Below are 26,691 nucleotides of genomic sequence, written 5' to 3' on the forward strand. Positions count from 1 at the left end.
CGGCGCACCCCTCCTGCCCGGCCTAGCCGCCAGCCGGCGGCGCGTCCAGGGCCCACCAGCTCGGTAGCAGCTGGCGGACCCTGGGTTCGGCAAAGCGATCATCGATCAGCACCAGCACCCCACGGTCGGACTGGCCACGGATCACCCGTCCTGCCGCCTGCACCACTTTCTGCAGGCCCGGGTACAGGTAGGTGTAGTCATAGCCGGAGCCGAACAGCGCCGCCATGCGCTGCTTCATCTGCTCGTTCAGCGGGTTGAGCTGGGGCAGGCCGAGGGTGGCGACAAAGGCCCCGATGAGTTTCGACCCCGGCAGATCGATGCCCTCGCCGAAAGCACCGCCGAGTACGGCAAAACCGATACCCTGCCCCTCTGGGCGAAACTGCTGGAGAAAGTCCTGGCGCGAAGCCTCGTCCATGCCTCGGGACTGGCACCAGAGCACAATGTCCGGGTGCTCGCGCGCCAGTAACCCGGCCACCTGTTGCAGGTAGTCGAAGCTGCTGAAGAACGCCAGGTAGTTGCCCGGGCGCGCCGCGAACTGCCGGGCCATCAGCTCGACAATCGGCGCCAGGGAAGCCTGCCGGTGGGCATAGCGGGTAGAAATGCGGCTGACAATCTGCACCTCCAGCTGCCCGGCGTCGAACGGCGATTCCACATCCAGCCACACGGTGTTGTCCGGCAGCCCCAGCAGGTCAGCGTAGTAACCTCGGGGATTGAGGGTGGCGGAGAACAGCACCGTACTGCGGGCCGCCGCCAACCGAGGCCCCAGCAGCGCCGCCGGCACCACATTGCGCAGGCTCAGGCGCGACAGGCTGCGCTTGGCGCCCAGGGCGCGCTTGCTGATGTCGAAGATGAACTGCTGCTCATCGAACAGCTCCGCCACCCGGGCAAACTGCAGCAGCTCGAAATACAGGCCCTGCAAACCGCTGTCCAGGCCCCGGGGCTGTTCGTTGAAATAGTCCCCCAGGGCCGCTACGCACAGGGCCAGGGCCTTGAGCAGCGCGGCAGGTAGCTGGGCATAGGCCTGATACTCGGCCACCTGCTCCTTGTGCAAGGCATTCCACTCGCGATTGAGCCGCTGCAACGGGCTCTTCAAGGCCTGGGGCGCGCTGCTGCGCACGCTCGCCAATTGCTGCTGGTCCAGGCTCGCGCTGTACATGCCACGCCCGCGCTCCACCAGGTTGTGGGCCTCGTCCACCAGCACCGCCACCTGCCACTGGTTGGCCTGGGCCAGGCCGAAGAGCAAGGCGCTGAAGTCGAAGTAGTAGTTGTAGTCGGCCACCACCAGGTCACTCCAGCGAGCCATTTCCTGGCTCAGGTAGTAGGGGCAGACCTGATGCTCCAGGGCCACCTCGCGCAGCGCCTGACGATCCAGCAATGGCACCTGGCTGGCGGCCTGGCGTGCCGCCGGCAGGCGGTCGTAAAAGCCCTTGGCCAGCGGGCAGGACTCACCGTGACAGGCCTTGTCCAGGTGTTCGCAGGCCTTGTCCCGGGCCACCAGCTCCAGCACCCGCAACGCCAGCCCCGGCACCCCGGAGAACAGCACCCGGGCGGCATCCAGGGCCAGTTGCCGGCCCGGGGTCTTGGCGGTGAGAAACAGCAGTGTGTCCAACTGCTGCGCAGCCATGGCCTTGAGCATGGGAAAGATCGTGCCCAGGGTCTTGCCGATGCCGGTGGGGGCCTGGGCCAGCAGGCAGCGCCCGGTGCTCACCGCCTTGTACACCGACTCGGCGAGCGCGCGCTGGCCGCGACGAAACTCGGCGTGGGGAAAGCGCAGGTCCCGGGTGGCCTGGTCCCGGGTCGCGCGATGGTGCATTTGCTGTTGCGCCCAGTGCAGGAACAGCGCGCACTGGCGATTGAAGAACTCTTCCAGCGCCTCGGCGCTGTGCTCTTGCACCAGCGCGGTTTCGCCTTCGCTGAGCACATCGAAATACACCAGCGAGACACGGATGCTCGGCAGTTGCAGGCTCTGGCACAGCAGCCAGCCATAGACCTTGGCCTGGGCCCAGTGCAATTGCCGATGGTTGTCGGGCATGCGCTCAAGGTCGCCACGGTAGGTCTTGATCTCCTCCAGCAGGTTCTGCGCCGGGTCGTAGCCGTCCGCCCTGCCCTTGACCAGCAGCTCGGCGTATTGCCCCTCCAGGGCCACTTCACTCTGGTAGCCGGGGTTGCGTCGCGAAGCCACGGTACGGTGCCCGGCAATGCCCTCCAGCGCCGTGGGCGATGGGGTGAAGCGCAGGTCCAGATCGCCGGCCTTGGCGCTGAATTCGCACAGGGCGCGCACCGCGATGCGGTAACTCACGCGCTGGGGTCCTGCCACTGCACGTAGCACACCGCCACCGGCATCCGGTGTTCCTGGCAGAAATCCAGCCAGCGCAGCTGGTTGTCCTGCAAACGATCCCCCGGGCCCTTGACCTCGATCATCCGGTAGCGCTTCTGCTCGGGCCAGAACTGGATCAGATCCGGCATGCCGGCGCGGTTGGCCTTGATGTCCAGCAGCAGGCGCTGGAACCAGTGCTTCAGGTGCTCGGCGGGCAGGCAGTCGAGGGCCTGGTCGAGCAACTCTTCGCTGAGCGCGCCCCAGAACACGAAGGGCGACTGCAACCCCCACTTGGCCACGAAGCGCTGGCGGATGCTCTGCCGGTAACGGCCATCGTCGAGTTCTGCCAGGCAGGCCTGGAACAGTTCGCTGCGCCGCTGATGGAAGTCTTCGCTGAACAGGTCCACCGGCCCACGCTGGAACGGGTGGAAAAACGCACCGGGCAAGGGGGCAAAGATCGCCGGCCAGCACAGCAGGCCGAACAGCGAATTGATCAGGCTGTTCTCCACGTAGTGCACCGGCGCCTGGGGCTGGTGCAGATGGGCCTGGACATGCAGTTCCACCGCCAGGCCGTCGGCGTCACGCGCCAGGCACAGGTCCAGGCGCTGCACCTCGCGGTTGGCCGCCCGGGGCGCCGGCGGCCCGCCCAGCTTGCGCCGCAGCCGGGGCATGATCCGCAGCAGATGCTGGGCCTCGGCGGCGCTCTCGGGCGCGGCAGCGGCCTGCTCGGCCAGCGCCAGGGCGGCCTGGTATTGGGCGCTGCGCTCCAGCACCCGGATCAATCGCGATCGCGCGCCCGGGTAGGCGCACTCCTGGTAGATCTGCCGGGCCAGCGCCCACTGCGCCAGGCGCTCGCACTGCTGGCCGAGCTGAAACAGCAGCTTGGCCCGGCGTTTTTCCAGCCAGGGGTTGAGGGTCTGGAAGCGGGCAATGTGCGCCAGCACCTCGGGCAATTCGGCGCCGGCCTCGAACGCTTCCTGGCACTCATGCAGATAGAGGAAGCCGTCCACGTCTTCGCGGCTGCGCAGGCCACGGGCATCGGCACTGATCTCGACCTTCTCGTAGCTGTAGATGCCCAGGTCCGCGAGGACGAATTCCGACCAGTCCTGATACAGGTTGCCAAAGAACATCAGGCGCAGGCGATCGCACAGCGGCATCAGCGTCAGGCTCAGGAGCCGGTCTGGCAGCGCCGGGCACCACTGGGCGAATGCCTGGGGCGCCAGGCCCTGCTGGGTTAGCTCTTCCAGCCACTGGTCTTTCCTGGCCTTGGCCGCAAGCCCGTTGAAGCACTGCAGGATCTCGGCCTTTTGCAGCAGGCCGAACAGCTCTTCCAGGCAGAGCGGCGCCTGCTCATCGACCCAGCCCAGCGCCAGCAACGGCTCCAGGGCCACGGCGCTGTCGCCGATCTCCGGGTAGCTGAGCTTGCTCAGGCGAAAGTGCCGGCCCTTGCGCATCACCATGCGCACCAGCAAGGCCTGGGAAGGCTCGGCCAGTTGCGCGAAATCAAGGATGAAGCGCTGTTCATCGGCGCTCAGCACATCGGCATAGCGCAGCTGCAGCCAGTTCAATACCTGGCGGAAGTTGTGCAGGTAATAGAGGGGGTTTTCGAGGGGATTGGAAGTCACTGAACGCAAGCGCCACGGCTGATCGGATACTGGTTATGCATACAGATAACAGCCGGCGACCGGGTCTGGCAAACACTATTGGATAAATGGCACAGCGAAGTTTTTTACAATTCCCTGGCGAACTTTCGTCGTCTTCACTACACCAAGGGCCCATGGCTATAGTGTCCGGCGCCAATGCGCGTACGCATCATTGATGAGAGGTCTGTATGAAAGTGAAGAACCTGGGATTGTTTCTGGCCGCTTGCGGCGCCATGGCCTTGGCCGGTTGCGCCTCGCCCACTGTGGTGACCCTGCAGAACGGCACCCAATACCTGACCCGGGACCAGCCCAAGACCAAGACCGCCGACGGCTTCTATGAATTCCAGGACATTTCCGGCAAGACCATCCGGGTCAAGGCGGACGATGTAGCCACCGTCCGCCAGGAAAAGTGATCCGCTGCGGTTGAAGTCAGTGCGACCAGGGAAAGGGCCCCTGCCCTGGCTCGCAGAAAATCCCCAGGGGCTTGCCGCGCCTGGACAATTCGTTACGCACCTGCTGGCAACGCTCGCGCTCCCGGGCCTCGGCGTTGTCGATGCTGATGTTGCCGGTGGTATCCGGCCTCTTGTCGTCCCCCAGACGGACCTGGGCCCAGGGTTGTTCGGGTTGCACATGGAAGCGGCTCGGGGCCGGCTCCTCCTTCACTTCAGGCGCCGGCTGGCCGGCCGGCAACTGGTCCGGGGTCACCCCATAACGCTTCAAAATCGAGCTGTGAGGCAATTCCTCGGCGGATGCCATGGCCACCCACAGGGCCAGCACCACACCGCTCGCATACCTCTTGCTGTTATTCACCGTCAAAACTCTCCTGTCATTGCCGTAGCGTGAATGCCTGCCTGTACTAACGAGCTGACACGTTTCAGCTTTACCGCTATTGGAGTCGCAAATCGACTGGCAGGTCACTTTCCCCCGGCAATGAACGGTGCGAGGCCCATTGCAGGCCTCGCGCCGCGCCGGCATCAGGCGAGAACGATGCCGGAACCGTTGAGGTGCTCCAGGCGGACCCCCACCAGGGTCACCGAGTCCTGGCCGAAGGTCAGCACCGTGTCGTTACCACTGCTGCTGGCATGAGCCCGATAGTCCTGGTCCGGCAGCACGCCGCTCACCCCCATGAACACCAGCTTGTCGCCACCCTGGTAGCCGAGGATGCGGTCCTGGCCGAAATGCCCGGTGAACAGAAAGGTATTGTTGCCGCCTCCGGCTTCCATCAGGTCGTTGCCGGCACCGCCAACGAACACGTCGTTGCCCTGGCCGCCGATCAGGTGGTCGTTGCCGTCCAGGCCGAACAGCCAGTCGCCGCCGGCATGGGCCTTGAGCACGTTGTCGCCCGCATCGCCCCTGACCGACGAGGCGTACTGGGTAAGCTGCCCGCCGGCCTTGAGGCCCTGGTCGGTGACCTGGTGGATCACATCGTCCTTGAACAGGCCCCAGAGAAAGCCCGGCTCCTTGCTCTGGATCGCGCCAATGTCGCGGGTCATGCTGATACCGCCATTGGCGTCACGCAGGTACAGGGTCCCGGCGCCGTCGCTGGCAAAGCTGTAGTTCTTGACCGACTGCTGCAGGTCCAGGGTGTTGCTGCCCTGGCCGCCGAGGATGATGTTGTAGCCGCCGCTGTCGCGGAACGTATCGTTGCCGGCCCGGCCTTCCAGGTAGTCGTTGCCGCTGCCGCCCTGGATCAGGTCGTTGCCGTCGCTGCCGATGATGAAGGTGCTGCCCTTGTGGGTCTCGGCATTGCGGTTGAGGTCCTGGACCCAGGTACTGGCCCGGGCCGGGTCCGACAGGTTGGCTACCACGATGGTGGAGTCCTTGCTGGTGAAGTCGTAGAACTTCGACTCCAGCACCCGGGTCAGGCCGTCGCCGTAGCCGGTGGGCAGGTGGGAGAGCCAGGTGGGAATGTTGAGGATCGAGAACGGCAGCACATTCCACAGGGTCGAGGCGTAATGGTCGTTGAAGTTGACGATGTTGTTGGTCGCCGAGTCCTGGTGGGCGTCATGCACCCCGAGGGACGACAGGTTGAAGGTTGAGCCGTCCAGGGCGCGGAACACCGGGTCGTTCTCGTAGCCGATGTTCAGCACCTTGTCGCTGGCGCTCTGGGTCGGCGAGGCGTAGGCGATGTAGTTGGAGTCCTTGTAGAACCCCGACCAGCGTTCGCTGCTCAGGTCCGCCAGGCTGTTGACCCCCAGCCCGCCCAGGCTGTGGCCGCTGACCAGGACATCCTTGCCCGACAGGCCATTGGCCTGGGCGAAGGCGGCGACATCTCCCAGCAACTTGCCGAACGCCTCGCCGGCATAGTTCTTCGCATAGTCCTTGGGGCCCAGGGCCGCCAGCAGGTCGTTGATCACATCACCGATGGTGTCACTGATCACCGATTCCCGTGGCCCGCTGGTGCCGCGAAAGGCAATGCCGATGGACTCCAGGTGGCCCTGAGCATCGTACTTGCCGAGGATTTCCACCTGGGCCGTGCCGTAGCCGGCCTTCTCGCCAAAGAAGGTTCCCCGGCCATCGACCTTGCCGTCGTAGCCCAGTTGCTGGGCGCTGATGGTGGACCAGCCGGCCTGGTGCAGGGCATCCAGCGCGGCCTTCTCGGAGTCGGGGTTCCAGGGAATGCCGGGGATTACCCCCTGGGAATTGCCGCTGCCGATCAGCGCCGTGACCAGGGTCGCCGGCAGGCCCAGGCCGAAGCCGTTGTGCTGGTAGCCCTCGGCAAAGCCGTTGTCGATGTTGTGGTAGGAGTACAGGGTGATCGCCAGCGCATCGGAAAACAGCGCCTTGGAGTCACTTGCAGTGAAGTTCTTGTAGTCAAACACACCCATGGTATTGCCTCTTCTGTTGTTGGAATTGTCAGAGCAAACGCATGCCGCCCAAGCCCCATGGCGGGACTCGGGCAACTCGGTGAAGGGCCGGGGGACTGCTGGCTACCCGGCCTTCAGAACTGCCAGTCCAGGGTCAAGCCGACCCCGTGACTCTTGTCCCGGGCCCCCAGCAACCCGTTGTAATCCAGGTTGACCCGAGTCCCTCGGCCCACGGCCATGCCGGCCCGGGCGCCAATGACCGCGGCGTCGCGATCCAGGGACAGGCTCTGCACCTTGAAGCCCTGCCCGCCCTCGACGAACCCCAGGTTCATCGTGGCGTCGGTGGGGCTCAGGTGGTGCTGCCAACCCAGGGTAGCCGACAGCTCCAGGCTTCGGGTCGAGCTCAGTTGCAGGCGTTGGCCAGCGCGCAGGCCCAGGGTCGTGAGCCAGGCCTCGCGGTGGTCATCCGCGCCCCTCAAGGCCGCGTCGCCGCCCTTCTCCTTGAAGCTGTCGCTGGCCACATTGACATAAGCCAGGTTAGCGAAGGGTTCAAGCGCCAGGGGTTGCAGGTCCAGGCTCCAGGCGGCCTCGGTGAACAGCTGGGCGCTCTGGGCGTCACGCTTGGTCTTGAGCCGCTCGGATTCCCCGGCAAACTGCAACTCGCGCTTGACGTCGATGCGGTGCCAGCTGTAGGAACCGCCCACACTCAGGCGCACGGCATCCAGTTGCTGGCCGACATAGGCCCCCAGGTGGTAGCTGTCGACCTTGGCCGAGGAATGGGTACCGTCGCCCATGTTCAGGGAACTGTCGCTGTAGCCACCGAACAGCCCCAGGCGCCGGCCCTCGCCCACTTCACCATCCACCCCGGCCAGCAAGCCGCCGATGGAGGTGTTGTAGCCGGCCTGGGAATGCCCGCCATCGGCCTTGCCCCAGGCGCCCAGGACCTTGAACCAGGCGCCTTCATCAAGGCTCTGGGTGCCGTTGCCGACAGCCCCGGCGTCCTGGCGCAGGCGCTCGCCCATGGTGTCGCGCAGGTGACGGCCCTGGTTGATCAGGACACTGGCCACCGCCGGGTGGATCTCCCCGGACAATTGCTGGAAGGCCTGCTGGGCACTGGCGGCAGTCGGCGCCAGCAGCAGGCTTTCGAACAGCGGGCTGCCGGCCCCCAGTTGCTCGGCGGCAGCCGCCACCGACACCTGGTTGTCGGTCAGGCCGACACTGGCGAACGAGCGCGCACTGCGCTGCACCGCCAACTGCACACCAGTGGCCGAGTAGTCCAGGCTGCCGGCAAGAAACAGGTAGCTGGGCAACACCGTGCCGAAGCTGCCCTGGACCCCGCCCGCCGCATCGAGGATGTCGAACTGGCGCCCCAGCACGCTGCCGCTGCCAGTGCTCGAAGGCTCCAGGACCATGGCCAGGTTGGCCCCGGCAATGGTCACCTGGCCGCTGCTGACGATCCGGTCGCTGGCGGTCGGCGACACCTCCACGGCGTAGGTCGAGCCCGGCTGGAAGGTCACGTCGCCGGCCACGTTCAGGGTGCCGATGGAGTTGCCCGGGGCCACCGTGGCCCCGGCGTTGGCCGTCAGCCCGCCGATCCGGCCATTGCCGCCGAGAGTTGCGCCCTGGTTCACCGTCACCGCCGACGTCAGGCTGCCGTTGACCGCCAGGCGGCCCTGGTTGACCAGGGTCGGGCCGGCGTAGCTGTTGTTGCCGCTGAGCACCAGGGTGCCGATGCCCTCCTTGGTCAGGCCGCCATGGCCGCTGATGTCGTTGCTCCAGATGTCGAAGCCGCAGTTGAACTGGGTACAGCGCCGCTGGGTGGGCTTGCCGGCGTCCAGCAGCGCTCCCACCCCCGGCAGGTTGGCTACCCACTGGGACGAGCCATAGGCGCCATCGATCCGCAGTTCCTGGGGGATGTCCTGCTCGGTGACCAGCATGCCCGGGCCGCGAATGCCCTTTTGCAGGTCGATCATGCCCCAGCCATACAGCTCGTCGATGCCCGGGGCGCCCATGTCCCGGGCGGTGGTGCGCAGCACCCCGGCGATCTGCGCCGCATCCATGTAGGGAAAGCGCTCCATCAGTACCGCTGCCGCACCGGCGGCATGGGGCGCGGCCATCGAGGTGCCGTTCTTGTTGGCGTAGCCGACCGTCATGTCTTCCAGGCTGGTGCCACCGATCACGGCGCTGTAGATCCGTGTACCCGGGGCCGAGACACAGAAGCTCGCGGTGTAGCCGCAGCGAGAGGAAAAGGTACTGATGGTGTAAGGCTCTGCGCTGCTGGTGTCCGGGTTCTGCTGCAAGGCCGCCACTGTCAGCCACTGCGGGGCGATCTCCGGGACGAAATAGCCCAGCCCGGCGATGGCGTCCGGGTTGTTCAGGTTGTAGTCGTTGCCGGCGGCGAAGATGGTCAGCACGCCACTGCGGGCCGCATTGATGGCACCGTCATAGGCACCGCCTTGCAAGGTGCCGAGCAAGGGCCGGATCTGGCTGAACTGGGCCTGGGCGTCACTCAGGCCGAAGTGCGGGAACGCCGGATCGCGCCCGCCCTTGGCGAATGCGTCGGTGATGCCGATGCCCCAGCTGTTGTTGATGATCCGCGCGCCACTGGCTACCAGGCCGTCCCAGCCGGCCTTGTACACCGCCCCATCGTTGCCCAGGATGATGCCGTCCTCGGGGCCGGGGTCGCCGTTCTCGGCACTGATGATCTGGGCGTCGAAGGCCACCCCATGCATGGCGCCGCCATCGCGGCTGCCGGCGGCGATACCGCCCACGTGAGTGCCGTGGGAACCGAGCTTGCCGTCCGAGCCCACCGAGGGCGTGCCGTCATAACGGAAGGCGTCTCCAGCCTTTACCGGAATGTAGGGATCGGTGTACTGGCGGATGCCGCTGGTCACCAGGGTGATGACCTTGTCGCTGCCGGCGAACTCAGGGTGCTGGGCATACACCGGCTGGTCGAAGATCCCCAGCTTGATGCCCTGGCCGGTGTAGCCGGCGGCATAGGCACTGTCGGCATGTATCGCCCCCAGGCCCCAGTCGGCCTTGAATTCGGCGCTGCGCCAACTGGCGGCGTCGCCGAGCTTGCCGGTTTCCACATAGGGCGCCGCCTGGGCACCAGTGGCCAGGGCCAGGCAACCGGCCAGGGCGCTGGCCAGCGGGCTGTACGCCCAGGGTAGCTGCCGGCAGCGAGGCCATCCGGAGCGGGTATTGCGAAGATGCGGTTGTCCAGGTTGAAACTGCTTCACTACGACCATCCTTAGTTGTATGGGCAATCGACCGGCGCGACGACGCTCTGCGCCGGGGTATGGCGACCGGCGCTTCAGAAGCGCCAGTCGAGGTTCAGCCCCACGTTGTGGAACTGTTCGGCATTGCCCAGCTGGCCCTGGTAATCCAGGCTCAGGTCCAGCTGGGCGGTGACTCCAAGGCGCGCCTGAAGCCCCAGCAGCGCCGCATCCCGGGACGCGCTTGCGCTGTCCACGGCAAAGCCCGGGCCGCCGCTGGCGAATGCCAGGTGCTGGCTGGAAGTGTCATGCCCCAGGCGGTGCTGCCAGGCCAGGCTGCTGGACAGCTCCAGGGGCTGGCCGCGGCTCAGGCTGAGCCGCTTCAGGCCCCGGGCCCCCAGGCTGCCCAGCAGGGCCTCGGCGCTGTCGTCCCCGGCGCGCAGGGCCGCGGCGTCGCCCTTCTCGTGGAAGGCGTCACGCTGCAGGTGCAGGTAGGCCAGGTTGGCGAAGGGCTCCAACGTCAGGGCCGGTAGCTGCAGCCGATACGCCGCCTCGCTGAACAGCTGGCTGCTGCGGCCGTCGATCCGGGCCTTCTGTTTGGCGCTGGCTTCGGCGTATTGCAGGTCGCGGCGCACCTGGGCGCTATGCCAGCTGTGGCTGGCCCCCAGGCTCAGGCGCAGGTCGCCCAGGTCGCGCCCGGCATAGGCGCCCAAGTGGTAGCTGTCGATCTGCGCGCTGGAGTGGCTGGCGCCGCCCATGCGCAGCGAGGTGTCGCTGTAGCCGGCGGCCAGGCCGACCCGCGTGTCCGCGTCCAGGTCGCGGTCCAGCCCCAGCAGCACCCCACTGCCCTTGCCCTGGTAGGAACTGTGGCCCGAGTCGCCGTCAGTGCGCGCCTGCCCACCCAGGCCCTTGATCCAGAAACTCGCCTCGCCCTCCCCGGCATTTGGCCCCGGGCGCTGCAAGCGCTGGCCAAAGGCCTCGCGCAGGTCGCGGCCCTGATTGAGCAGGGTCTGCTCCAGGGCCGGGTAGATCTCCCCGGACAACTGTTGCAACGCCCCTTGAGCCGAAGCCGGCGAGGCCGACAGCAGCAGGCTTTCGTAGACCGGGTCGGCCGTGCCCAACTGCTCCACCGCCGTGGCCACCGCGCGCTGGTTGGGGCTGGCGGCGACGCTGGCAAAGGTCGCGGCGCTGCGCACCAGGCCCAGTTGCACGCCGCTGGCGGAGTAATCGACCACCGCGCCGAGAAACAGGTAGTTGGGTTGCACCAGGGCGAACTGGCCATCGATACCGCCCGCGGCCTGCAAGATGTCGAACTGGCGCCCGACCAGCCCCCGGACCTGCCCGGCGCTGAGCAGGTTGGCGTTGTGTTCCAGGCTCAGGCTGAGCTGGGCGCCCTCCAGATGCGCCCGGCCGCCGGCGACGATACGGTCGCTGGCGGTCGGCGACAGCTCCACGGCGTAGGTCGAACCTGGCTGGAAACTCACATCGCCGGCCACATTCAGGGTGCCGATGGAGTTACCCGGGGCCACGCGCGCGCCGCGGGTCGCGGTCAGCGCCGCGACCTGCCCGCTGCCACCCAGGCTCGCGCCACTGTTGACCGTGACCGCGGATGCCAGGCTGCCATTGACCACCAGCAGCCCGCCATCGACCGTGGTCGGCCCGCGATAGCTACTGTCACCGCCGAGCAACAGCCAGCCGGCCCCGGACTTGACCAGGCTGCCCTGGTACAGGCGCTGCGCGGCCGCCGCATCCCGGGCCATGCCGACCGCGTAGTCGGTCAGTTCCTGCTGGCTGGCCTGGGCCCCCGGGCCCTGCTCCCAGCCACGATCCTTGAGAGTCTGTTGCCAGGCCTGGTGCTCGGCGGCATCCTCCACCTGGCGCTGGGCCAGGGCCTGGTCGGAGATGCCGTTGCTCCACACATCGCCCTGCCCGGCCTCCAGGTTGACCTTGAATTCCCCCAGCAACTGCCCGGGCCCGTGCAATGCCCGGCCCAGGTCCGGCACGCCCCAGCCCACCAGGCTGCCAGGGGCCTGGGTCAGCGAGCCATCGAGCTGGCGGGCGGTGGTCAGCAACACCTGCAGGGCCTGCTGGTTGTCCAGATAGGGGTAGCGCTCCATCACCAGGGCCAGGGCCCCGGTGGCATGGGGCGCGGCCATCGAAGTGCCGTTGTAGGTGGCGTAGCCGCCCCCGGGCACAGTGCTGGTGATGGCCGCGCCGGGCGTGGCCAGGCACCAGTACTTGGCGATCCCGCACTGGTTGTATTTCTGCTGGTTGTTCTTGTCCAGGCCCGAGACCGCCAGCCAATGCCCTTCCAGCTCCGGCTGAAAATACGGCAGTGCCGATCGCACGCTGGCATTGGCATAGCCGCTGTTGCCGGCGCTGAAGACGTTGATCACCCCCTGACGCGAGACCTGCGCCGCCGCGTCGAGCCAGGTGTCCTGGCCGAAGTGCTGGGCATAGGCGGCGTGCAGACCCTGGAGGGTCTGGTAGCTGACGTCCTTGGGCTGGCTGCCCCAGCTGTTGTTGATGACCCGCACCCCGGCGTCGGCCAGGGCACCGTACACCGCCTGGAAATAGCGCGGGTCGGGGCCCGGGCCGAAGAGCATGCTGTCGTTGCCGTTGGTGTTGCCGACGTAGACCTGGGCATTGAAGGCCACCCCGTGCATGCCGTTGCCGTCGCGGGCGGCGCCCATGGTGCCGGTGACGTGAGTGCCGTGGGTGTCGTTGTTGGCGTTGAGCACCCCGGACACCTGGAACCCGATACCGTCCTGGTAGTTGCCGCTGGCGATCACCGGGTGAAAGCGCAGGGACGAGGCTTCGGCATGGGCCGCATCGAAGCCCGAATCCAGGGCACCGATCTTGACCCCGCTACCGGTAAGGCCGGCGGCGTAGGCCTGGTTCGCCTGCATCCGGTCCAGGCCCCAGTCCTGCAGGTATTCGGCGGAGCGCCAGCTGGCGGCATCACCGGGGCGACCGGTTTCCTGGTAGGCCGCCTGGGCCCCAACCGGCAGGTTCACGGCAAACGCCAGGAACACCCCGGCCGCCAGCACATTGAGCTGATGAACATTCACATCCATGTTGATGACTTCTCTTGTTGTTGTTCTGGGATCGACTTTCCGTAACCGATCAGCAACCACGGCTTACTTCATGGGACTGGCTCCTTGAGGGTTCGCGCCCTACGCCCAGGGGCGCCTGCTGCGGGCAAAGCTGTCGCCGCCGCAGCCCTTTTCAGGGGGCTGCGGGGCCTCTAGCGCTGGATATCGGTGAGGGTCAGGCGAAGACCAGGCCCGAGCCCGAAAGGCTGTCCATGCCGACCCCCACCAGGGTCACCGAGAACTCGCCGACACTGAGCAGGGTGTCGTTGCCGTTCTGCGACAAATGCTGGCTGTAGTCGTAATGGGCGTCGACCCCGGGCACGCCCATGAACACCAGCTTGTCGGTGTTCTGGTAGCCGTGGATCAGGTCGAAGCCGAAGTTGCCGCTGAACAGGAAGGTATTGCCCCCGCCACCGCTGGAGTGCATGACGTCGTTGCCGGTGCCGCCGACGAAGGTCACGTTGGCCTTGTCGCTGCTCAGCAGGTCATCGCTGCCATGGCCGAACAGCCAGTCGCCATCGACGCTGGCTACCAGCGCATTGCCGTAGGCATCGCCGTTGAGGGAATGGTTGTAGGCGGTCCACTGGTTGCCGTTCTGCAAGCCGTCGGCGGTGACGCTGTGGCTCACGTCCTTGCCGAACAGTTGCCACCAGCTTCCGGTCTCGTGGCTGACCAGGGCGCCGACGTCCCGGGTCATGCTGATGCCGCCGTAGGCATCACGGATATACAGGGTGCCGTCGCCGTCATTGGCGATGGAAAAGTTCTTCAGCGGCTGTTGCAGTTCCAGCACGTTATGGCCCTGCCCGCCATGGATGATGTTGTAGCCGCCGTCATCGCGGAAGCGATCATCGCCGGCCCCGCCATCCAGGTAGTCGTTGCCCTTGCCGCCGTGCAGCAGGTCGTTGCTCTGGGTGCCGATGATGAAGGTGCTGCCGGTGTGTTTTTCCGCGTACAGGTTGAGGTCCTTGACCCAGACCTGATCGCGCTTGCCCTCGGACAGGTTGGAAATAACCACGGTGGAGTCGCGGCTGGTCAGGTCATAGAAATCCGAGTTGATCAGGCGGTTGAGGCCGCCGGCGTAGTCCACCGCACTATGGGCCGACCAGGACTGCGGATTGAGGATGCTCTGGGGAATCAACTTGCCCAGGAACGATGAATAGTGATCGGTGAAGCTGACGATGTTGTTGGTCGCCGATTCCTGGGGCTTGTCGTGGGTGCCCAGGGACGAGGCGTTGAAATGAGTGCCGTCCAGGGCGCGGAACACCGGGTCGTTTTCATAACCGATGTTCAGCACCTGCGAGCTGTTGGCGCTCTGGGTCGGCGAAGCGAAGGCCACGTAGCTGGCGTCCTGGTAGAAGCCGCCCCAGTGATCGCTGCTCATGGCCGCCAGGCTGTTGACCCCAAGGCCGCCCAGGCTGTGGCCGGTGACCAGCACATCGCTGCCGCTCAAGCCCTGGGCCGCAGCAAAGGCCGCCACCTTGCCCAGCAGGTTGTCGAAGGCCAGGCGGCTGTAGTTGTCGGCAAAGCCCGACACGAAGGCCGCCTGCAAGTCGTTGATACCGTCCTTGAGGCTGTCGGTGCCGCGAAAGCTGATGCCGATGGACAGCAACTGCCCGCTGGCGTCGTATTTGCCCAGCACCTCGACCTGGGCGTCACTGACAATCGCCTGCTCGCCGGAAATCGTGCCCTGGGCGCTGACGTTGCCCTGGTAGCCCAGCTGGCTGGCGCTGATGGGGCGCCAGGCGGTGCCCGGCAGCGCCTCGCCGGTGGGTGTGGAGGCGTACAGCGCCAGAGTAATGGCTTCGCTGTAGAGGGCCTTGCCGTCACCGCCAAGGGCGGTCTTGTAATCGAAGATACTCATGCTCATTCCTCTTTTTTATTGTCCCTGAGCCTGCGGTCGGCAAGGCCTCCTAAGGCTGCGCGCGCTGGCCGAAAGCCTCGTCGACCCTGGCCAGATCCTCTTCCCGCAGAGTGCCTGCGTAGTAGTGCAGCTTGGTCCAGGCCATCAAGTAGTCATAGCGCGCCTGGGCCAGGTCGCGGCGGGTGGTGTAGAGCTGCTGTTCGGCGTTCAGTGCATCGAGGTTGACCCGTTCGCCCCCCAGGATGCTCTGCTTGGTCGAGACCACCAGGGCCTCGGCCGAAGTCAGGGCTTTCTGGTAGGCCCGCAACTTGCTCACCCCCGATAGACAGGCACTGAATTGGCGGCGGAGTTCAATCAGGGTTTCCCGGGTCTTGCCGTCCAGTTCGTACTCGGCCTGTTCCATGGAGCGGCTGGCCTGGCGGGTCGAGGCCGAGACCCCGCCCCCGGCATACAACGGCACGCTGACTTCGATACCGATGGTGTTGGTGTCGTAGCGCTGGTTGTAGGTGTTGCCGCTTTCCGATTCGTTCTGGCGCAGGGTGGCGTAGGCGCTGAGCTTGGGCAGGTGCCCGGCGCGGTTGCGTTCCACCTCGTAGCGCGCGACCTCGACCCGCTGGCGCTGGGAAGCCAGCACCGGGTTGTTGCTCAGGGCCATCTCGTGCCAGGTGTCGTAGTTGGCCGGGGTCAGGGAGAAGGACTGGAAGTCTTCCTGCAAGGGGTCCAGATCCCGCACATCGAGGTTCGGCTCGCCGGTCAGGGCCGCCAGCTCGCGCAACGCCGCGTCCTGCTCGTCCCGGGCTTCGATCTCTTCGGCGGTGGCCAATTCGTAGCGCGACTCGGCTTCGAGGATGTCGGTGCGGGTGCCCTCGCCCTGCTGGAACATGTGCCGGTTCTGCTGGAACTGCTGCTCGAAGGCCTTTTTCTTGGCCAGGGCGATGTCGATCTGGTCCTGGGCGAACAGCGCCTTGGTGTAGTAGCTCAGCACCCGCACCAGCAACTCCTGGCTCTTGCCGCGAAAGTTCTCGTCGGCAAACAGCGCCTGGGCCACGCCCTTGCGGTAATTGGCGTAGGCCTCGTAGTCGATCAGCGGCTGCTGCAGGGTCAGGGACGAACCGTAGCTGTCGTAGTTGCGTTTTTCGGTAATGGTGCCGCGCACCGTATCCAGGTAGCTGACCTTGGAGTTGTTATGGCCCTTGTTGTAGCTGTAGCCGACCTTGGGCAGCAGCCCGGCACGGCCGATGGCGCGGTTTTCAAGGCCGGCGTCGCGTTCCTTGATGGCGCCGAGGAACACCGGGTCGTTGCGCAGGGCCTGTTCGTAGATCTGGAACGGGCCCACCGCCTGGGCCGTCTGGCAGGCCAACAGCGCCAGAGCCGCCGCGAGAATGGAAAGCTTACTCATACGACGCGACATCCTTATTCTTCGGTCAGTGCAGAACCTGCCCGGTCGAGCAGTGGCTTGAACAGGTAATTGAGCAGGGAACGCTCGCCAGTGCGCACGAACATTTCCGCCGGCATGCCGGGCTTGATCACCAGGCCGTTGAGCTTCTCCATGGCCTGGTCGCTGACACTGCTGCGCAGCACGTAGTAGGGCATGCCGGTTTTCTCGTCGAGCATCTGGTCGGCGGAAATCAGGCTGACTTCGCCCGGCACTCGTGGCGTGCGGCTCTGGTTGAAGGCGGTGAACAGGATGTCCACCGGCAAGTGGGTGCCGACCTTGTCCACCAGGTTCACCGGCAGCCGCCCTTCCACCTCCAGGTGAGTGCCCTGGGGCACGATTTCCAGCAGGGTCTCGCCCTGGCGCACCACCGCGCCCTCGGTGTGCACCCCGAGGTTGACCGCGATGCCGTCGGCGGTGGCGATGATCTCGCTGTGCTGCAGGTCGAAACCGGCAGAGGTCAGTTGCTGCTCCAGGGTCTGGGTCTTGAGCTGGGCTTCGGCCAACTGGCTGCGCACCTCTTTCTGGTACTCCTCGCTGTGCTGTTGCAGCTTGAGCCGGGATTCGAGGATGCCCTGCTCCACTCGCCCGCTTTCCCCGGTGTTCTGCGCCAGTTCCTGCTGCACCTGGGACAGTTGGCGCTGATATTCCAGCAGGCGATTGCGCGGGATGTAGCCGTTGTCCGCCAAAGGTTGCAGGTTGCTCAGTTGCTGGCGCAGGGATTCGGCCTGGCTACCGAGGTCGGTGCGGGCCCGGCGCATGCCGGCCAGTTGCGCGGTGGCGCCTTCGATATTGGCACGGATGCCCGCCTGCTCCCGGGAGAATGCCTCGCGCCGGCTGCTGAACAACTGGCGCTGGCCCTCCAGCACCAGGGCCAGGCGCGGATCGTCGCTGTCGCTCAGGGGCGCGGGGAAATCCACCTGCTTGAGGTTGTCGCGCTCGCTGCGCCAGCGCGCCAGGCTGGCCATGGCCATGCGGTACTGGGCTTGCAGCGATTGCACGTCCGCCGCCACCTGGGTCTGGTCCAGGCGAAACAGCGGCTGGCCCTGCTTCACGCTTTCGCCCTCGCGCACCAGGATCCGGCTGACCACCCCGCTGCTCATGGACTGCACCGCCTTGCGCTTGCCGGACACCACCACCGTGCCTTGCACCGGAATGCCCTGGTCCAGGGGCGCCAGCGCCGCCCAGACGAAGAAACTGCCCGCCCCCACCAGGGCCAGGATCCAGCCCATGCGGGCGAAAAAGCCCGCGTCACGCTCGACCCGTTCCGGCGCGTAACCTTCTTCGATCATCATGTTGCTGTCCTTGCTCATGCGCCTGAATTCCGTGTCGGAGCCTGGTATTGCCGGCTCATGCTGAGGCCGCCGGGCGCCGCTGCAACGGGCTTGGGCGCCTCCTGGGCCTGGGCTTGCTGGCCGCCGGCCAGGGCCTTGAGCACTTCCTGGCTCGGGCCGAAGGCCTGCAAGCGGCCTTCGTTGAGTACCAGCAGTTTGTCGGCCAGGGCCAGCACCGAGGAACGGTGGGTCACCAGCACCACGCTGGTGCCCCGGGCCTTGAGCTGGGCAATGGCCGCCGCCAGGGCACTTTCGCCCACGGTATCGAGGTTGGAATTGGGTTCGTCCAGCACCACCAGGCTCGGGCTGCCATACAGCGCCCGGGCCAGGGCCACCCGCTGCTTCTGGCCACCGGACAGGCCGCTGCCGTCATCGCCGAGCACGGTGTCGTAGCCCTGGGGCAGGCGCAGGATCAGCTCATGCACCCCGGCCATCTGCGCGGCCTGGACCACCTGCTCCGGGTCGGCCTGGCGAAAGCGTGCGATGTTCTCGGCGATGCTGCCGGTAAACAGCTCGATATCCTGAGGCAGATAGCCGATGTAGGGCCCCAGTTCGTCGCGGTTCCAGCGATGGATATCGGCCCCGTCCAGGCGCACGGTACCGCCCAGGGTCGGCCATACGCCCACCAGTACCCGGGCCAGGGTCGACTTGCCGGAACCGGAAGCCCCCAGCACGCCAAGCACTTCGCCAGCATTGATGCTGAAGTTCACCTGTTGCAGGGTCGCCATCCGCCGTCCGGGTGGGCCGGCGCTGACCTGCTCGAAGCTCACCTGGCCCTTGGGCGCCGGCAAGGACATCGCCGTATCGCTGGGCGGGAACTCGCGCAGCAGTGCATCCAGGCGGCCGTAGGCCAGCTTGGCCGAACTCCATTGTTTCCACACCGCGATCAACTGGTCGATGGGGCTCAGCACCCGGCCCATGAGGATCGAACCGGCAATCATCATCCCGGCGGTCATGTCGCCCTTGATCACCAGCAAGGCACCCAGGCCCAGCACCAGGGATTGCAGGCACAGACGCAAGGTCTTGCTCAGGGAGCTGATCACCGAGCCGGTATCGCTGGCCTGGTTCTGCAGGCCGAGAAAGCGCGAGTGCACGGCGAACCAGCGTTTGCGCAAGGCGCCAAGCATGCCCATGGCCTGGATGGTTTCGGCGTTGTGCAGGTGGCTGGTGGCCAGCTGGGTGGAACGCTGCGAAAAACCGCTGGCCTCGGCCAGGTCCTTCTTGGTCATGGCTTCGTTGAGGTACGCCAGGGCAATCAGCAACAACGCGCCTACAGTGGCGAACACTCCGAGCCAGACGTTGAAGGCGTAGATCACCAGCAGGTAGATGGGGAACCAGGGTGCATCGAAGAAGGCGAACAGTGCCGGCCCGGTGAGGAACTGGCGAATATGGGTCAAATCTCCCAGGGACTGCCCCGCATGGCCCTCGCCCCGGGACAGGTTGCGCTCGAACGCGGCCTGGTAGACCCGCAGGTTGAAGCGGCGCTCCAGCTGGCTGCCGATGCGGATCACGATAAAGCTGCGCAGCACTTCCAGAAGACCGATAAAGACGAAGAAGCCCACCACCATCAACGACAGCATCACCAGGGTGGTTTCATTCTGCGACGACAGTACCCGGTCGTAGACCTGCAACATATAGATGGAAGGCACCAGCATCAGCACGTTAATCAACGCAGTGAAACAACCGACACTGATGAGGATGCCCTTATATTCGCCCAGTGCCTTGAACAGTGGTGCAGGATGATTGTTCTTCACCATTTCTAACATTTTCCCTGAGCTGTTAATCCGCGCCCGCTAGCGTGGAACCAATGTAGCCTACAACTAACAACCCGCACTACTTAGTTGCTGAATCCTGCGGACACGAATAATTCGGACAGCTGTATCCAACAGCAGCCCGAACATGTTCCTGCCGGCCAAGAGAGTGGCGATATAATGGCCGTCGTTTATTAGACGAACACACTCATCGCTTAATTAGCGGCGCGTTGTAACACAATCAGACCGTCGGCTTTCAGGCGGGCTTCGTAGAGGCCCTCTTTCTGGCGACTGAAGAAAATGATTTTCGAGCCTTCGCGGCCGGTAATGGCAATGCCATCGGGCTCCGGGAACCAGCCTACCGCGGCTTCCCCGAGCCATTTCGACAGGCAGTCGGCGCCGTCGCCCAGGGCGGCGTTGTGCAGCAGGTCCAGGGTGCAACCTTCAGCGGGTGCGGCTGCCTGTTGCAGCTGCCAGTGTCCAACCAGTTCCGAGGGGTCCGCCAAGCGCAGGCTGCTTGCCATGGTGATTGCTCCATAAAAGATCATCAGTGTCGCCAGCAGCCATCGGGCCGCCCGGCAACAGGAAATATGCAGGGTCATAGGGTGCTCCGTTCGCCCGGTAGACTCGCTCAGGCCAGGGCCCAAAGCAAGAACGCAGAGCCGCTCGACTGCGCGGCCCTGTGCTCATTTCACTCAGGCGACGATGTCGCTGACCGCTGCCTGGCCCACGGTGCTGACCAGGAAGTCCGCCACGCCATGCCCGGAGAAGTCCACGGACAAGGTGCTCACACCCCCGGAGGTGGTGAGGATCGCGTCACCCGCCGCGCCGGTGAAGGCGTTGACAAAGTGCAGGCCGGCGCCCTTGGTGATCCCGGTCAGATCGATCTTGTCCAGGCCGCTGACAAAATCCATGATCTGGTCGGCCGCACCCGGCTTGGAGTCGGTGCTGGCGGCGAACACGAAGGTGTCCGAGCCCGAGCCGCCCCACAGCTGATCTGCACCGCCGGCGCCGTAGATGATGTCGTTGCCGGCACCACCCTTGAGCACGTTGGCGGCGTTGTTGCCAATCAACAGGTCGTTGCCCGAACCGCCGATGGCGTTCTCCACGGTCACGCCCTGAGCGATGGAAACGTTACCCACCATGCCGCCAACGTCGGAGAACGAGGCTTCATTGAGGTTGATCTTCTGGTTCTGGGTGAAACCGGAGAAGTCCAGGGTATCGTTGCCGCCACCGTCCCACACCGAGAACACCAGCTTGTCGGAAGACGAGCTGGCGCTGTAGAAATCACGCCCGGTGTTGGAATTGAAGCCGTAGGTGGTATCGCCGGCACGGGTGCTGTAGTTGGCACCGTAGAGTTTCTGGATAGCCGCGATATCGTCCATCAGCGGGCCGGACGAATAGGCTTCGACCCCGCCCTTACTGAAGTTCTGGCTGGTATTGCTTTCACTCCAGTAGCTCATGACGCTGTAGCCACGGGTGTCCTGACCGTAGCTGGCGTCCTTGTAGCTGGGGTTGCCTTCGCCGGCGTTGTAGTCGCCAGGGTGAGCCAGGCCCAGGGTGTGACCGATCTCATGGGTCAGGGTCTGACGGCCATAGTTGTTCAGGTCGGGGTTCTTGTTCTGGGTGTAGCTGCTGTTGATCAGGTACCACGAGGTGCCGTCGTAGCCGGCGCCGGTACCTGGCAGGTAGGCAAATGCCGCCGCGCCATCCTGGCCACCGCTGTAGTTGCCGAAGGTCATGTGGGCGTCGCCACCCGAGGCTTTCTCGGTAAACACGACGTTGGCCACGTCCGCCCAGGACTGCATGGCCAGGACTGCCTGGGCCTTCTGCTGGGCGCTGAACTGGCTGAACCCGGAGATGCCATGCTTGTACATGGTGCTCGAGGAAGCCGAGGTCAGGAAGGTATAGGTCAGATCGATCTTGCCGTTACCGTTCAGGTCCTTGTAGGCAGCACCGTCACGCAGCAGTTGCGTGGCGGCCTGGTCGACCGAGAACGAAGGTTTGCCATTGACCGTGAGATTGCCGCCACGATCGTATTGGTGGCTGAAGCTATTGATCTGGTTATACGCCGAACTTGCTGCGGCCAAAGGCACCAGTTGTTGTTCGGCAGATGCAATAGCGTTCTCTGTTACTTTCGACATAAACACACTTCCTTGTAATCAATGGAACAGTTTTTGTCAGATAGCGACAATCCCTGGCGAGATCGTCCTATCACTCGCCCTAAGCAGGCGCAAGAAAACTGACACAATTTGAAATCAGGCGTCCACTACTTTTTTGACGTCAAATCTCACTGTTCCAGCGAACTCCAGCAAACAATGACTGTACAGTCGAAAGATTCTTTTCCAACTGATTAACGGCAGTCATTGTCCGACAATCTACAATTTAATTATTAAATATCCATATAAACAGTTATGTCGACCGCGTCGCACTTCTTAGTCCGTTAACTTCTGTTCCAACCAGTTAGTTCCAATGTTTCCAGCAACACTTGCGCAGTCAGGGCCGGCACTTGCACGCCGTCGGCGCTGGTCATGGGCACCCCCGCCAGCAGGGCGTTGATGATGGCTTCCTCCACCGCTTCGGCGGCTGCGCTGAACAAGGGCGAGATGTGATCGTTGTTGAGCATCGCCAGCGGTGTGCTGAAACCCAGGCCCTTGCGCCCGTAGTCCGCCGTCGGCAAGTCCCGGTTTCCCGTGGCAAAGGCCAGGAAGATATCGCCGCTGGAATCCTCGGTGCCTCCGCCGGTGCGGGCGATGCCGATGGATGCGCGCTGGGCCAGGCGCTGGCACTGGTGCGGCAACAGCGGCGCATCGGTGGCCAGTATCACCACGATCGAGCCCATGCCCGGGGTCCCGCGCTCGGCAAACGGCGAAGGGATATGCCCCAGCCGGCGCCCCACTGGATAGCCATCGACCCGCAGTTCCTCGCGCTTGCCGTGGTTGGCCTGGACCAGGGCGCCGACGGTGTAGCCGCCCTGCTCGGCCGTCAGCCGCCGCGACGCCGTACCGATGCCGCCCTTGAACTCATGGCAGATCATCCCGGTGCCGCCGCCGACCGCGCCCTCGGTCACCGGCCCGGACTCGGCGCAGGCCATGGCTTCGCGCACCTGCTGCACACCCACATGCTGGCCCCAGATGTCATTCAACAGGCCGTCGTAGGTTTCCATCACCACTGGCATGCACCAGTACACCGCCGGGTCTTGCAATGCCTCACGCTCCAGGGCGATCAAGGCATCGCGCACCACGCCCACACTGTGGGTGTTGGTGATCGCCAGCGGCGTGGTCAGGGTGCCGGCCTCGCGAATCCACTCCAGGCCCGTGGCATCGCCATTGCCGTTGAGCACATGGCAACCGGCAAAGCACGGCTGCTGGCGGGCGTGCCCGGCCCGGGGCTGGACCAGGGTAACCCCAGTGCGCACCTGCTTGCCGTCCACACTGGCATTCAAGGTGCTGTGGCCGACCCGCACCCCGGGAACATCGGTGATCGCATTGAACGGGCCTGGCGTCCCCAGGCCCAGGTGGATGCCCAATTGACGTGCTCGCATAACCACTCCTTACAGTTTCTGAAACGCCGGGCTGTACCGGCCGTTGGTGCCATAAAGAATCACCGACAGCGCCAGCAGCCCGATGATGACCATGATGTCCCGCAGGGACGCTTCGAGGAACAGATTGACCAGCAGGTAACCCGCGCCGAGCACCGCCAGCAAGGCCGGCAGCGGCCACAGCGGCATGCGGTAGGGATGCTCGCGGTCGCGCAGCAATACCCGGCTCATCAGCGCGCTGAGGGCGACGATCAGGTACACCAGCATGATCAGCAGCACGCTGAAGGACGTCAGGTCCGCCAGGTTCGAGCTGAAGCTCAGCACCGCCGAGGGAATGGCCAGGAACAGGGTCGCCAGCCAGGGTGAATCCCAGCGCGGGTGAATGCGGGTGAACAGGCGATTGATAGTGGGCGTCCACAGCGCATCGCGGCCACTGCTGAACACCACCCGACCAATCTGGATGACGATGGCGACAATGGCATTGAACACCGAAAGGAAAATCCCGCCGCTGACCACCCGGGCCAGGGTCTCGTTGCCATGGCTGGTGAGCAGGTAACCGATGGGGTCGGGGCTGGCGAGCATCGCGCTCAAGGACGGCGCGCCGATCAGCAGCGCGGTGAGCGGCACCAGTTCGATGATCACCACCAGCACCAGGGACCACAGCACCGCCTTGTGCACCCCGCGGCCCTTGCATTTCATGTCTTCGGCCAGCAGCACCGCCGGGCCGTAGCCGTTGTAGGAAAACAGGCCGATGCCCACCGCGCCGATCACCAGTGCCCAGGGCGCCAGTTGCAAGGCGCCGTGATCGACGATCTGCGGTTGCAGCAGAATGCTCACCGGCTGCGAGGCATTGCCGAAGCCGAGCCAGACGATCACCAGCAAGGCCGCCACTTCCAGCAGCAGGCACGTGCCGGTGATCCAGGCATTGAGCTTGATATTGAGGATGCCCAGCAGGTAACTGCAGACCACGATCACCAGGGCCACGGTCTGGGAATCGAAGTTCGTGCCCAGGGCATTGTTCAGGTAGGTGGCGGCACCAGTGGCCAGCACCGGCGGAATGAACAGCAGCATCACCAGCACCGTGAGGAAGGTGGCATAACCGGCCATGCCGCCGAACACTCGCTTGGCGTATACATACTCGCCGCCGGCGCTGTTGTGGGCGCGGCCCAGCTCGGCGTAGCAAAAGGCAAACATCAGGGCCAGCAACCCGGCCATGACGAAGGCCAGGAACACCCCGCTACCGGCCTGATGGATGGCGAAGGGGGCGATCACGAACACTGAACTGGCGGGGGTCACACCGGACACGGTGATGGCCACCACATCGAACACACTCAAGGTAGGTTTCAGCGCACCGTCGGGCGCAGAGGGAGAGCTCATATCGTTATCCTCGTGTTTATTGTTGGTCTGAGGCAGAAACGAAATTCATCGGGCGGGTGCGTTCTGGGGCGCACTTGCTGGGAGCTACTCTAGGCAGATGCAGACCATCACCCAATTCCCCTATTGGAGTACTCCCCTTGACGACGGCGGTTAAATCGACGAAACCGGGCCACGACATTTCAGCGGATCAACGGAGCAACGCCTTTGAGTAACCTGTTCAGGGAAGTGGGCCTGCATGCCGGCCTGGGCCGCACCCTCACATTGATCGGCAATCCACGCTTCTGGAAACAGCTGATCCTGCTGCTGCACCAGGCTACGCCGTTCGACAACGCCCTGGCGATCTTCTACCCGCTGGACGGCCCGCCCCGGGCCCTGGAGGAATATGACGCCGAACCCAGCAGCAAGCCGGCGTCCATGCTCACCTACCTCAACGGCCTGTACCTGCTGGACCCCTTCTTCCAGGCCTGTCGCGAAGGCTACCCCAGCGGCCTGTACCGCCTGGAAGAAGTGGCCCCGGACCATTTCCGCCAGAGCGAATACTTTCTCAGCTACTTCCACGACAACGTCCTGGAAGACGAGGTGCAGTTGATTCTGCAACTGCCCGAGGCTGGCACCCTGTCGCTTTCCCTGGGCAGCCAGTGCGTCTTCAGCCACGACGAGATCGGCCTGCTCACCACCTTTTCAGCCTGGGTACTGCCGCTGATGGAGCAGCACTGGCAACACAGCCAGGCCCGCCCCCAAAGCCCTGCGCCCCAGGAAATGGCCAGCCAGATCCGCGACGCCCTGAGCCATTTCGGCAGCGCCGTACTTTCGGAGCGGGAGCTGGAGATAGCCCGCCTGATCCTCCGGGGATTTTCTTCAAAGGCCATGGCGGAACGGCTGAAGATCTCGCCGGACACCATCAAGGTCCACCGCCGCCACCTCTACGCCAAGCTGGATATCTCCAGCCAGCCGGAGCTGTTCTCGCTGTTTATCCAATCCCTGGGGCACGACCTGGAAAATCCGTGATTGCCGGTCTGCCAGCGGCCATCCGCCGCCCGTCATCCGCTATCTGCTATCTGCTATCTGCTATCTGCTATCTGCTATCTGCTATCTGCTATCTGCTATCGGTAGGAGCTGGCTTGCCAGCGAAGGCGCAATCAAGAGCGACGCATGCCTTGCGGCCTTCTTCGCCGGCAAGCCGGCTCCTACAGGCGAAGGCGCACTCAAGAGCGGCGCATGCCTTGCGGTGCGGCCGCCGGCAACGACGGCGGCCGCAAGGGCCATGCCGTCAGGCGTTCAGGGACCGGGCGCGGAAATCCCGGGGCGATTGTTCGAAATGCTTCTTGAAGGTACGGCTGAAATGCGCCGAATCGGTGAAGCCCCATTTGAAGGCAATGTCGGTGATGGATTCGTTGCGCAGGTGCGGATTGCTCAGGTCCGCGGCGCTGCGCTTGAGCCGCGAGCGCTGGATGAAGCGGCAAACGCTGTCCCCCTGCTCCTCGAACAGCCGGTACAGCTGGCGCACCGAGATATTCAGCTGGCCGGCCAGTGATACCGGAGTCAGGCCCGGCTCATTGAGGGACTGGCTGATCAACTGCCGCGCCTGATCACGCAGGCATCCGCCATGCAGGCCCTCGTCAAAGCCATCCAGGCTGTTGACGGTCTGGCGCAAGGTCGGACCGAGCAAGGCAATCAGGGCTTCCTGCAAGGCCTGCCCTTCCTGCTGGGCCGCACAACCCTGCAATTCGCCGGCGCAGATCTGCTCCACCAGCAAACGCATCAGGCGCCCGCTGGCGCAGTTTTGCGACAGCTTGCCGAACTTGCGCTGCTGGGCCGGCAGGTGGCGGTAGACGTCCTCCCGGCACAGATGGAACGAAGCATGCTCGATCAGGCCATGGGGCACGATCTCGCAGGCTCCGGCGGAGTCCAGCAACGCCATGTCCCCCGGGGCCAATTCGACACTTTCGCCGCCCTGGCTCAAGCGCGCATGGCCGCTGCGCTGGATGATGAGGAAGCAATGGCGATCGTCCTCATGATCGACCTTGGTGCTCTGGCGGGAGATCAGCCCGGCGTTGGTGCGGATCTGCGCCACCTCCAGCCCGGCATAATCCTGCATGCCCACTTCACCAATGAACAAGGCGGGATTGCGCGCCGGACGGGCATCGAATCGACCGCAGACGCCCTGCAGGGCGCCCACCCAGGAACTGAAACTATGCGAAGCAAGCACTGTGCACCTCCAGAAGCCGGTTCCAACCGCCTTTGTTGTTATGGCGATATCATTAACATGTTATCTATTTGCCAGGCAAGGCGCCTGACAGCATGGATAGTCT

At 64.8% G+C, this 26,691-nt stretch carries 17 protein-coding genes; 2 read left to right on the forward strand and 15 right to left on the reverse strand.

The genetic code is table 11. The annotated features are described in order from the left end of the window. Positions 1-22: 22 nt before the first annotated feature. Both AC1RGE_RS06250 and AC1RGE_RS06255 read right to left on the reverse strand, forming a co-directional pair. Positions 23-2,299 (reverse strand): ATP-dependent DNA helicase, encoded by a 2,277-nt coding sequence (locus tag AC1RGE_RS06250; RefSeq protein ID WP_011061482.1) that lies wholly within the window; start codon positions 2,297-2,299, stop codon positions 23-25. Further along, positions 2,296-3,942: a VRR-NUC domain-containing protein gene (locus AC1RGE_RS06255; protein ID WP_015635751.1), complete on the reverse strand. Its 1,647-nt coding sequence runs from the start codon at positions 3,940-3,942 to the stop codon at positions 2,296-2,298. Before AC1RGE_RS06255 ends, AC1RGE_RS06250 begins: the two co-directional genes overlap by 4 nt. Before the next feature lie 206 nt (positions 3,943-4,148). On the opposite strand from AC1RGE_RS06255, the gene AC1RGE_RS06260 reads away from it, so the two are divergent. Then, positions 4,149-4,373 (forward strand): YgdI/YgdR family lipoprotein, encoded by a 225-nt coding sequence (locus AC1RGE_RS06260; RefSeq protein WP_011061484.1) that lies wholly within the window; start codon positions 4,149-4,151, stop codon positions 4,371-4,373. 16 nt (positions 4,374-4,389) lie between these two features. On the opposite strand, the gene AC1RGE_RS06265 is transcribed toward AC1RGE_RS06260, so the two are convergent. The 12 genes from AC1RGE_RS06265 to AC1RGE_RS06320 all read right to left on the reverse strand — a co-directional run bounded on the left by AC1RGE_RS06265 (position 4,390) and on the right by AC1RGE_RS06320 (position 24,379). Continuing rightward, positions 4,390-4,770, reverse strand: a complete 381-nt coding sequence (locus tag AC1RGE_RS06265; protein WP_041774262.1) for a hypothetical protein — start codon at positions 4,768-4,770, stop codon at positions 4,390-4,392. Positions 4,771-4,934: 164 nt separating this feature from the next. Then, positions 4,935-6,788, reverse strand: a complete 1,854-nt coding sequence (gene pueA, locus AC1RGE_RS06270) for a polyurethane esterase A (protein ID WP_492583687.1) — start codon at positions 6,786-6,788, stop codon at positions 4,935-4,937. A gap of 113 nt (positions 6,789-6,901) precedes the next feature. Further along, complete coding sequence (locus AC1RGE_RS06275) at positions 6,902-10,018, reverse strand: autotransporter serine protease (RefSeq protein WP_210693142.1); 3,117 nt, start codon at positions 10,016-10,018, stop codon at positions 6,902-6,904. A gap of 65 nt (positions 10,019-10,083) precedes the next feature. Further along, positions 10,084-13,062 (reverse strand): autotransporter serine peptidase EprS, encoded by a 2,979-nt coding sequence (gene eprS, locus AC1RGE_RS06280; protein ID WP_492583689.1) that lies wholly within the window; start codon positions 13,060-13,062, stop codon positions 10,084-10,086. 193 nt (positions 13,063-13,255) lie between these two features. Further along, complete coding sequence (gene pueB, locus AC1RGE_RS06285) at positions 13,256-14,941, reverse strand: polyurethane esterase B (RefSeq protein ID WP_492583691.1); 1,686 nt, start codon at positions 14,939-14,941, stop codon at positions 13,256-13,258. Between the two features lie 49 nt (positions 14,942-14,990). Next, entirely contained in the window at positions 14,991-16,340 is a 1,350-nt protein-coding gene (locus tag AC1RGE_RS06290; RefSeq protein WP_015635757.1) for a TolC family outer membrane protein, read from the reverse strand. Positions 16,341-16,354: 14 nt separating this feature from the next. Next, positions 16,355-17,671: an HlyD family type I secretion periplasmic adaptor subunit gene (locus AC1RGE_RS06295; RefSeq protein ID WP_370059505.1), complete on the reverse strand. Its 1,317-nt coding sequence runs from the start codon at positions 17,669-17,671 to the stop codon at positions 16,355-16,357. A 14-nt stretch (positions 17,672-17,685) separates the two neighbouring features. Continuing rightward, positions 17,686-19,467, reverse strand: a complete 1,782-nt coding sequence (locus tag AC1RGE_RS06300; RefSeq protein WP_011061492.1) for a type I secretion system permease/ATPase — start codon at positions 19,465-19,467, stop codon at positions 17,686-17,688. A gap of 209 nt (positions 19,468-19,676) precedes the next feature. Beyond that, complete coding sequence (locus AC1RGE_RS06305; RefSeq protein WP_011061493.1) at positions 19,677-20,063, reverse strand: AprI/Inh family metalloprotease inhibitor; 387 nt, start codon at positions 20,061-20,063, stop codon at positions 19,677-19,679. Between the two features lie 93 nt (positions 20,064-20,156). After that, positions 20,157-21,605: a serralysin family metalloprotease gene (locus tag AC1RGE_RS06310; RefSeq protein ID WP_011061494.1), complete on the reverse strand. Its 1,449-nt coding sequence runs from the start codon at positions 21,603-21,605 to the stop codon at positions 20,157-20,159. Positions 21,606-21,904: 299 nt separating this feature from the next. Next, positions 21,905-23,005, reverse strand: a complete 1,101-nt coding sequence (locus AC1RGE_RS06315; RefSeq protein WP_065364150.1) for a DmpA family aminopeptidase — start codon at positions 23,003-23,005, stop codon at positions 21,905-21,907. A 9-nt stretch (positions 23,006-23,014) separates the two neighbouring features. After that, positions 23,015-24,379 (reverse strand): APC family permease, encoded by a 1,365-nt coding sequence (locus tag AC1RGE_RS06320; protein WP_011061496.1) that lies wholly within the window; start codon positions 24,377-24,379, stop codon positions 23,015-23,017. A 204-nt stretch (positions 24,380-24,583) separates the two neighbouring features. Between AC1RGE_RS06320 and AC1RGE_RS06325 the strand changes: the two genes are divergently transcribed. Further along, positions 24,584-25,387 carry a helix-turn-helix transcriptional regulator gene (locus AC1RGE_RS06325; protein ID WP_011061497.1) on the forward strand — a complete coding sequence of 268 codons (804 nt, stop codon included), beginning with the start codon at positions 24,584-24,586 and terminating at the stop codon, positions 25,385-25,387. Between the two features lie 262 nt (positions 25,388-25,649). Here AC1RGE_RS06325 and feaR read toward each other — a convergent pair whose 3' ends face one another. Next, positions 25,650-26,588, reverse strand: coding sequence for a transcriptional regulator FeaR (gene feaR / locus AC1RGE_RS06330; RefSeq protein WP_011061498.1), 939 nt, complete (start codon positions 26,586-26,588; stop codon positions 25,650-25,652). Between the last annotated feature and the right edge of the window lie 103 nt (positions 26,589-26,691).

It is taken from the genome of Pseudomonas sp. GW823-FHT02C05 (assembly GCF_058797595.1).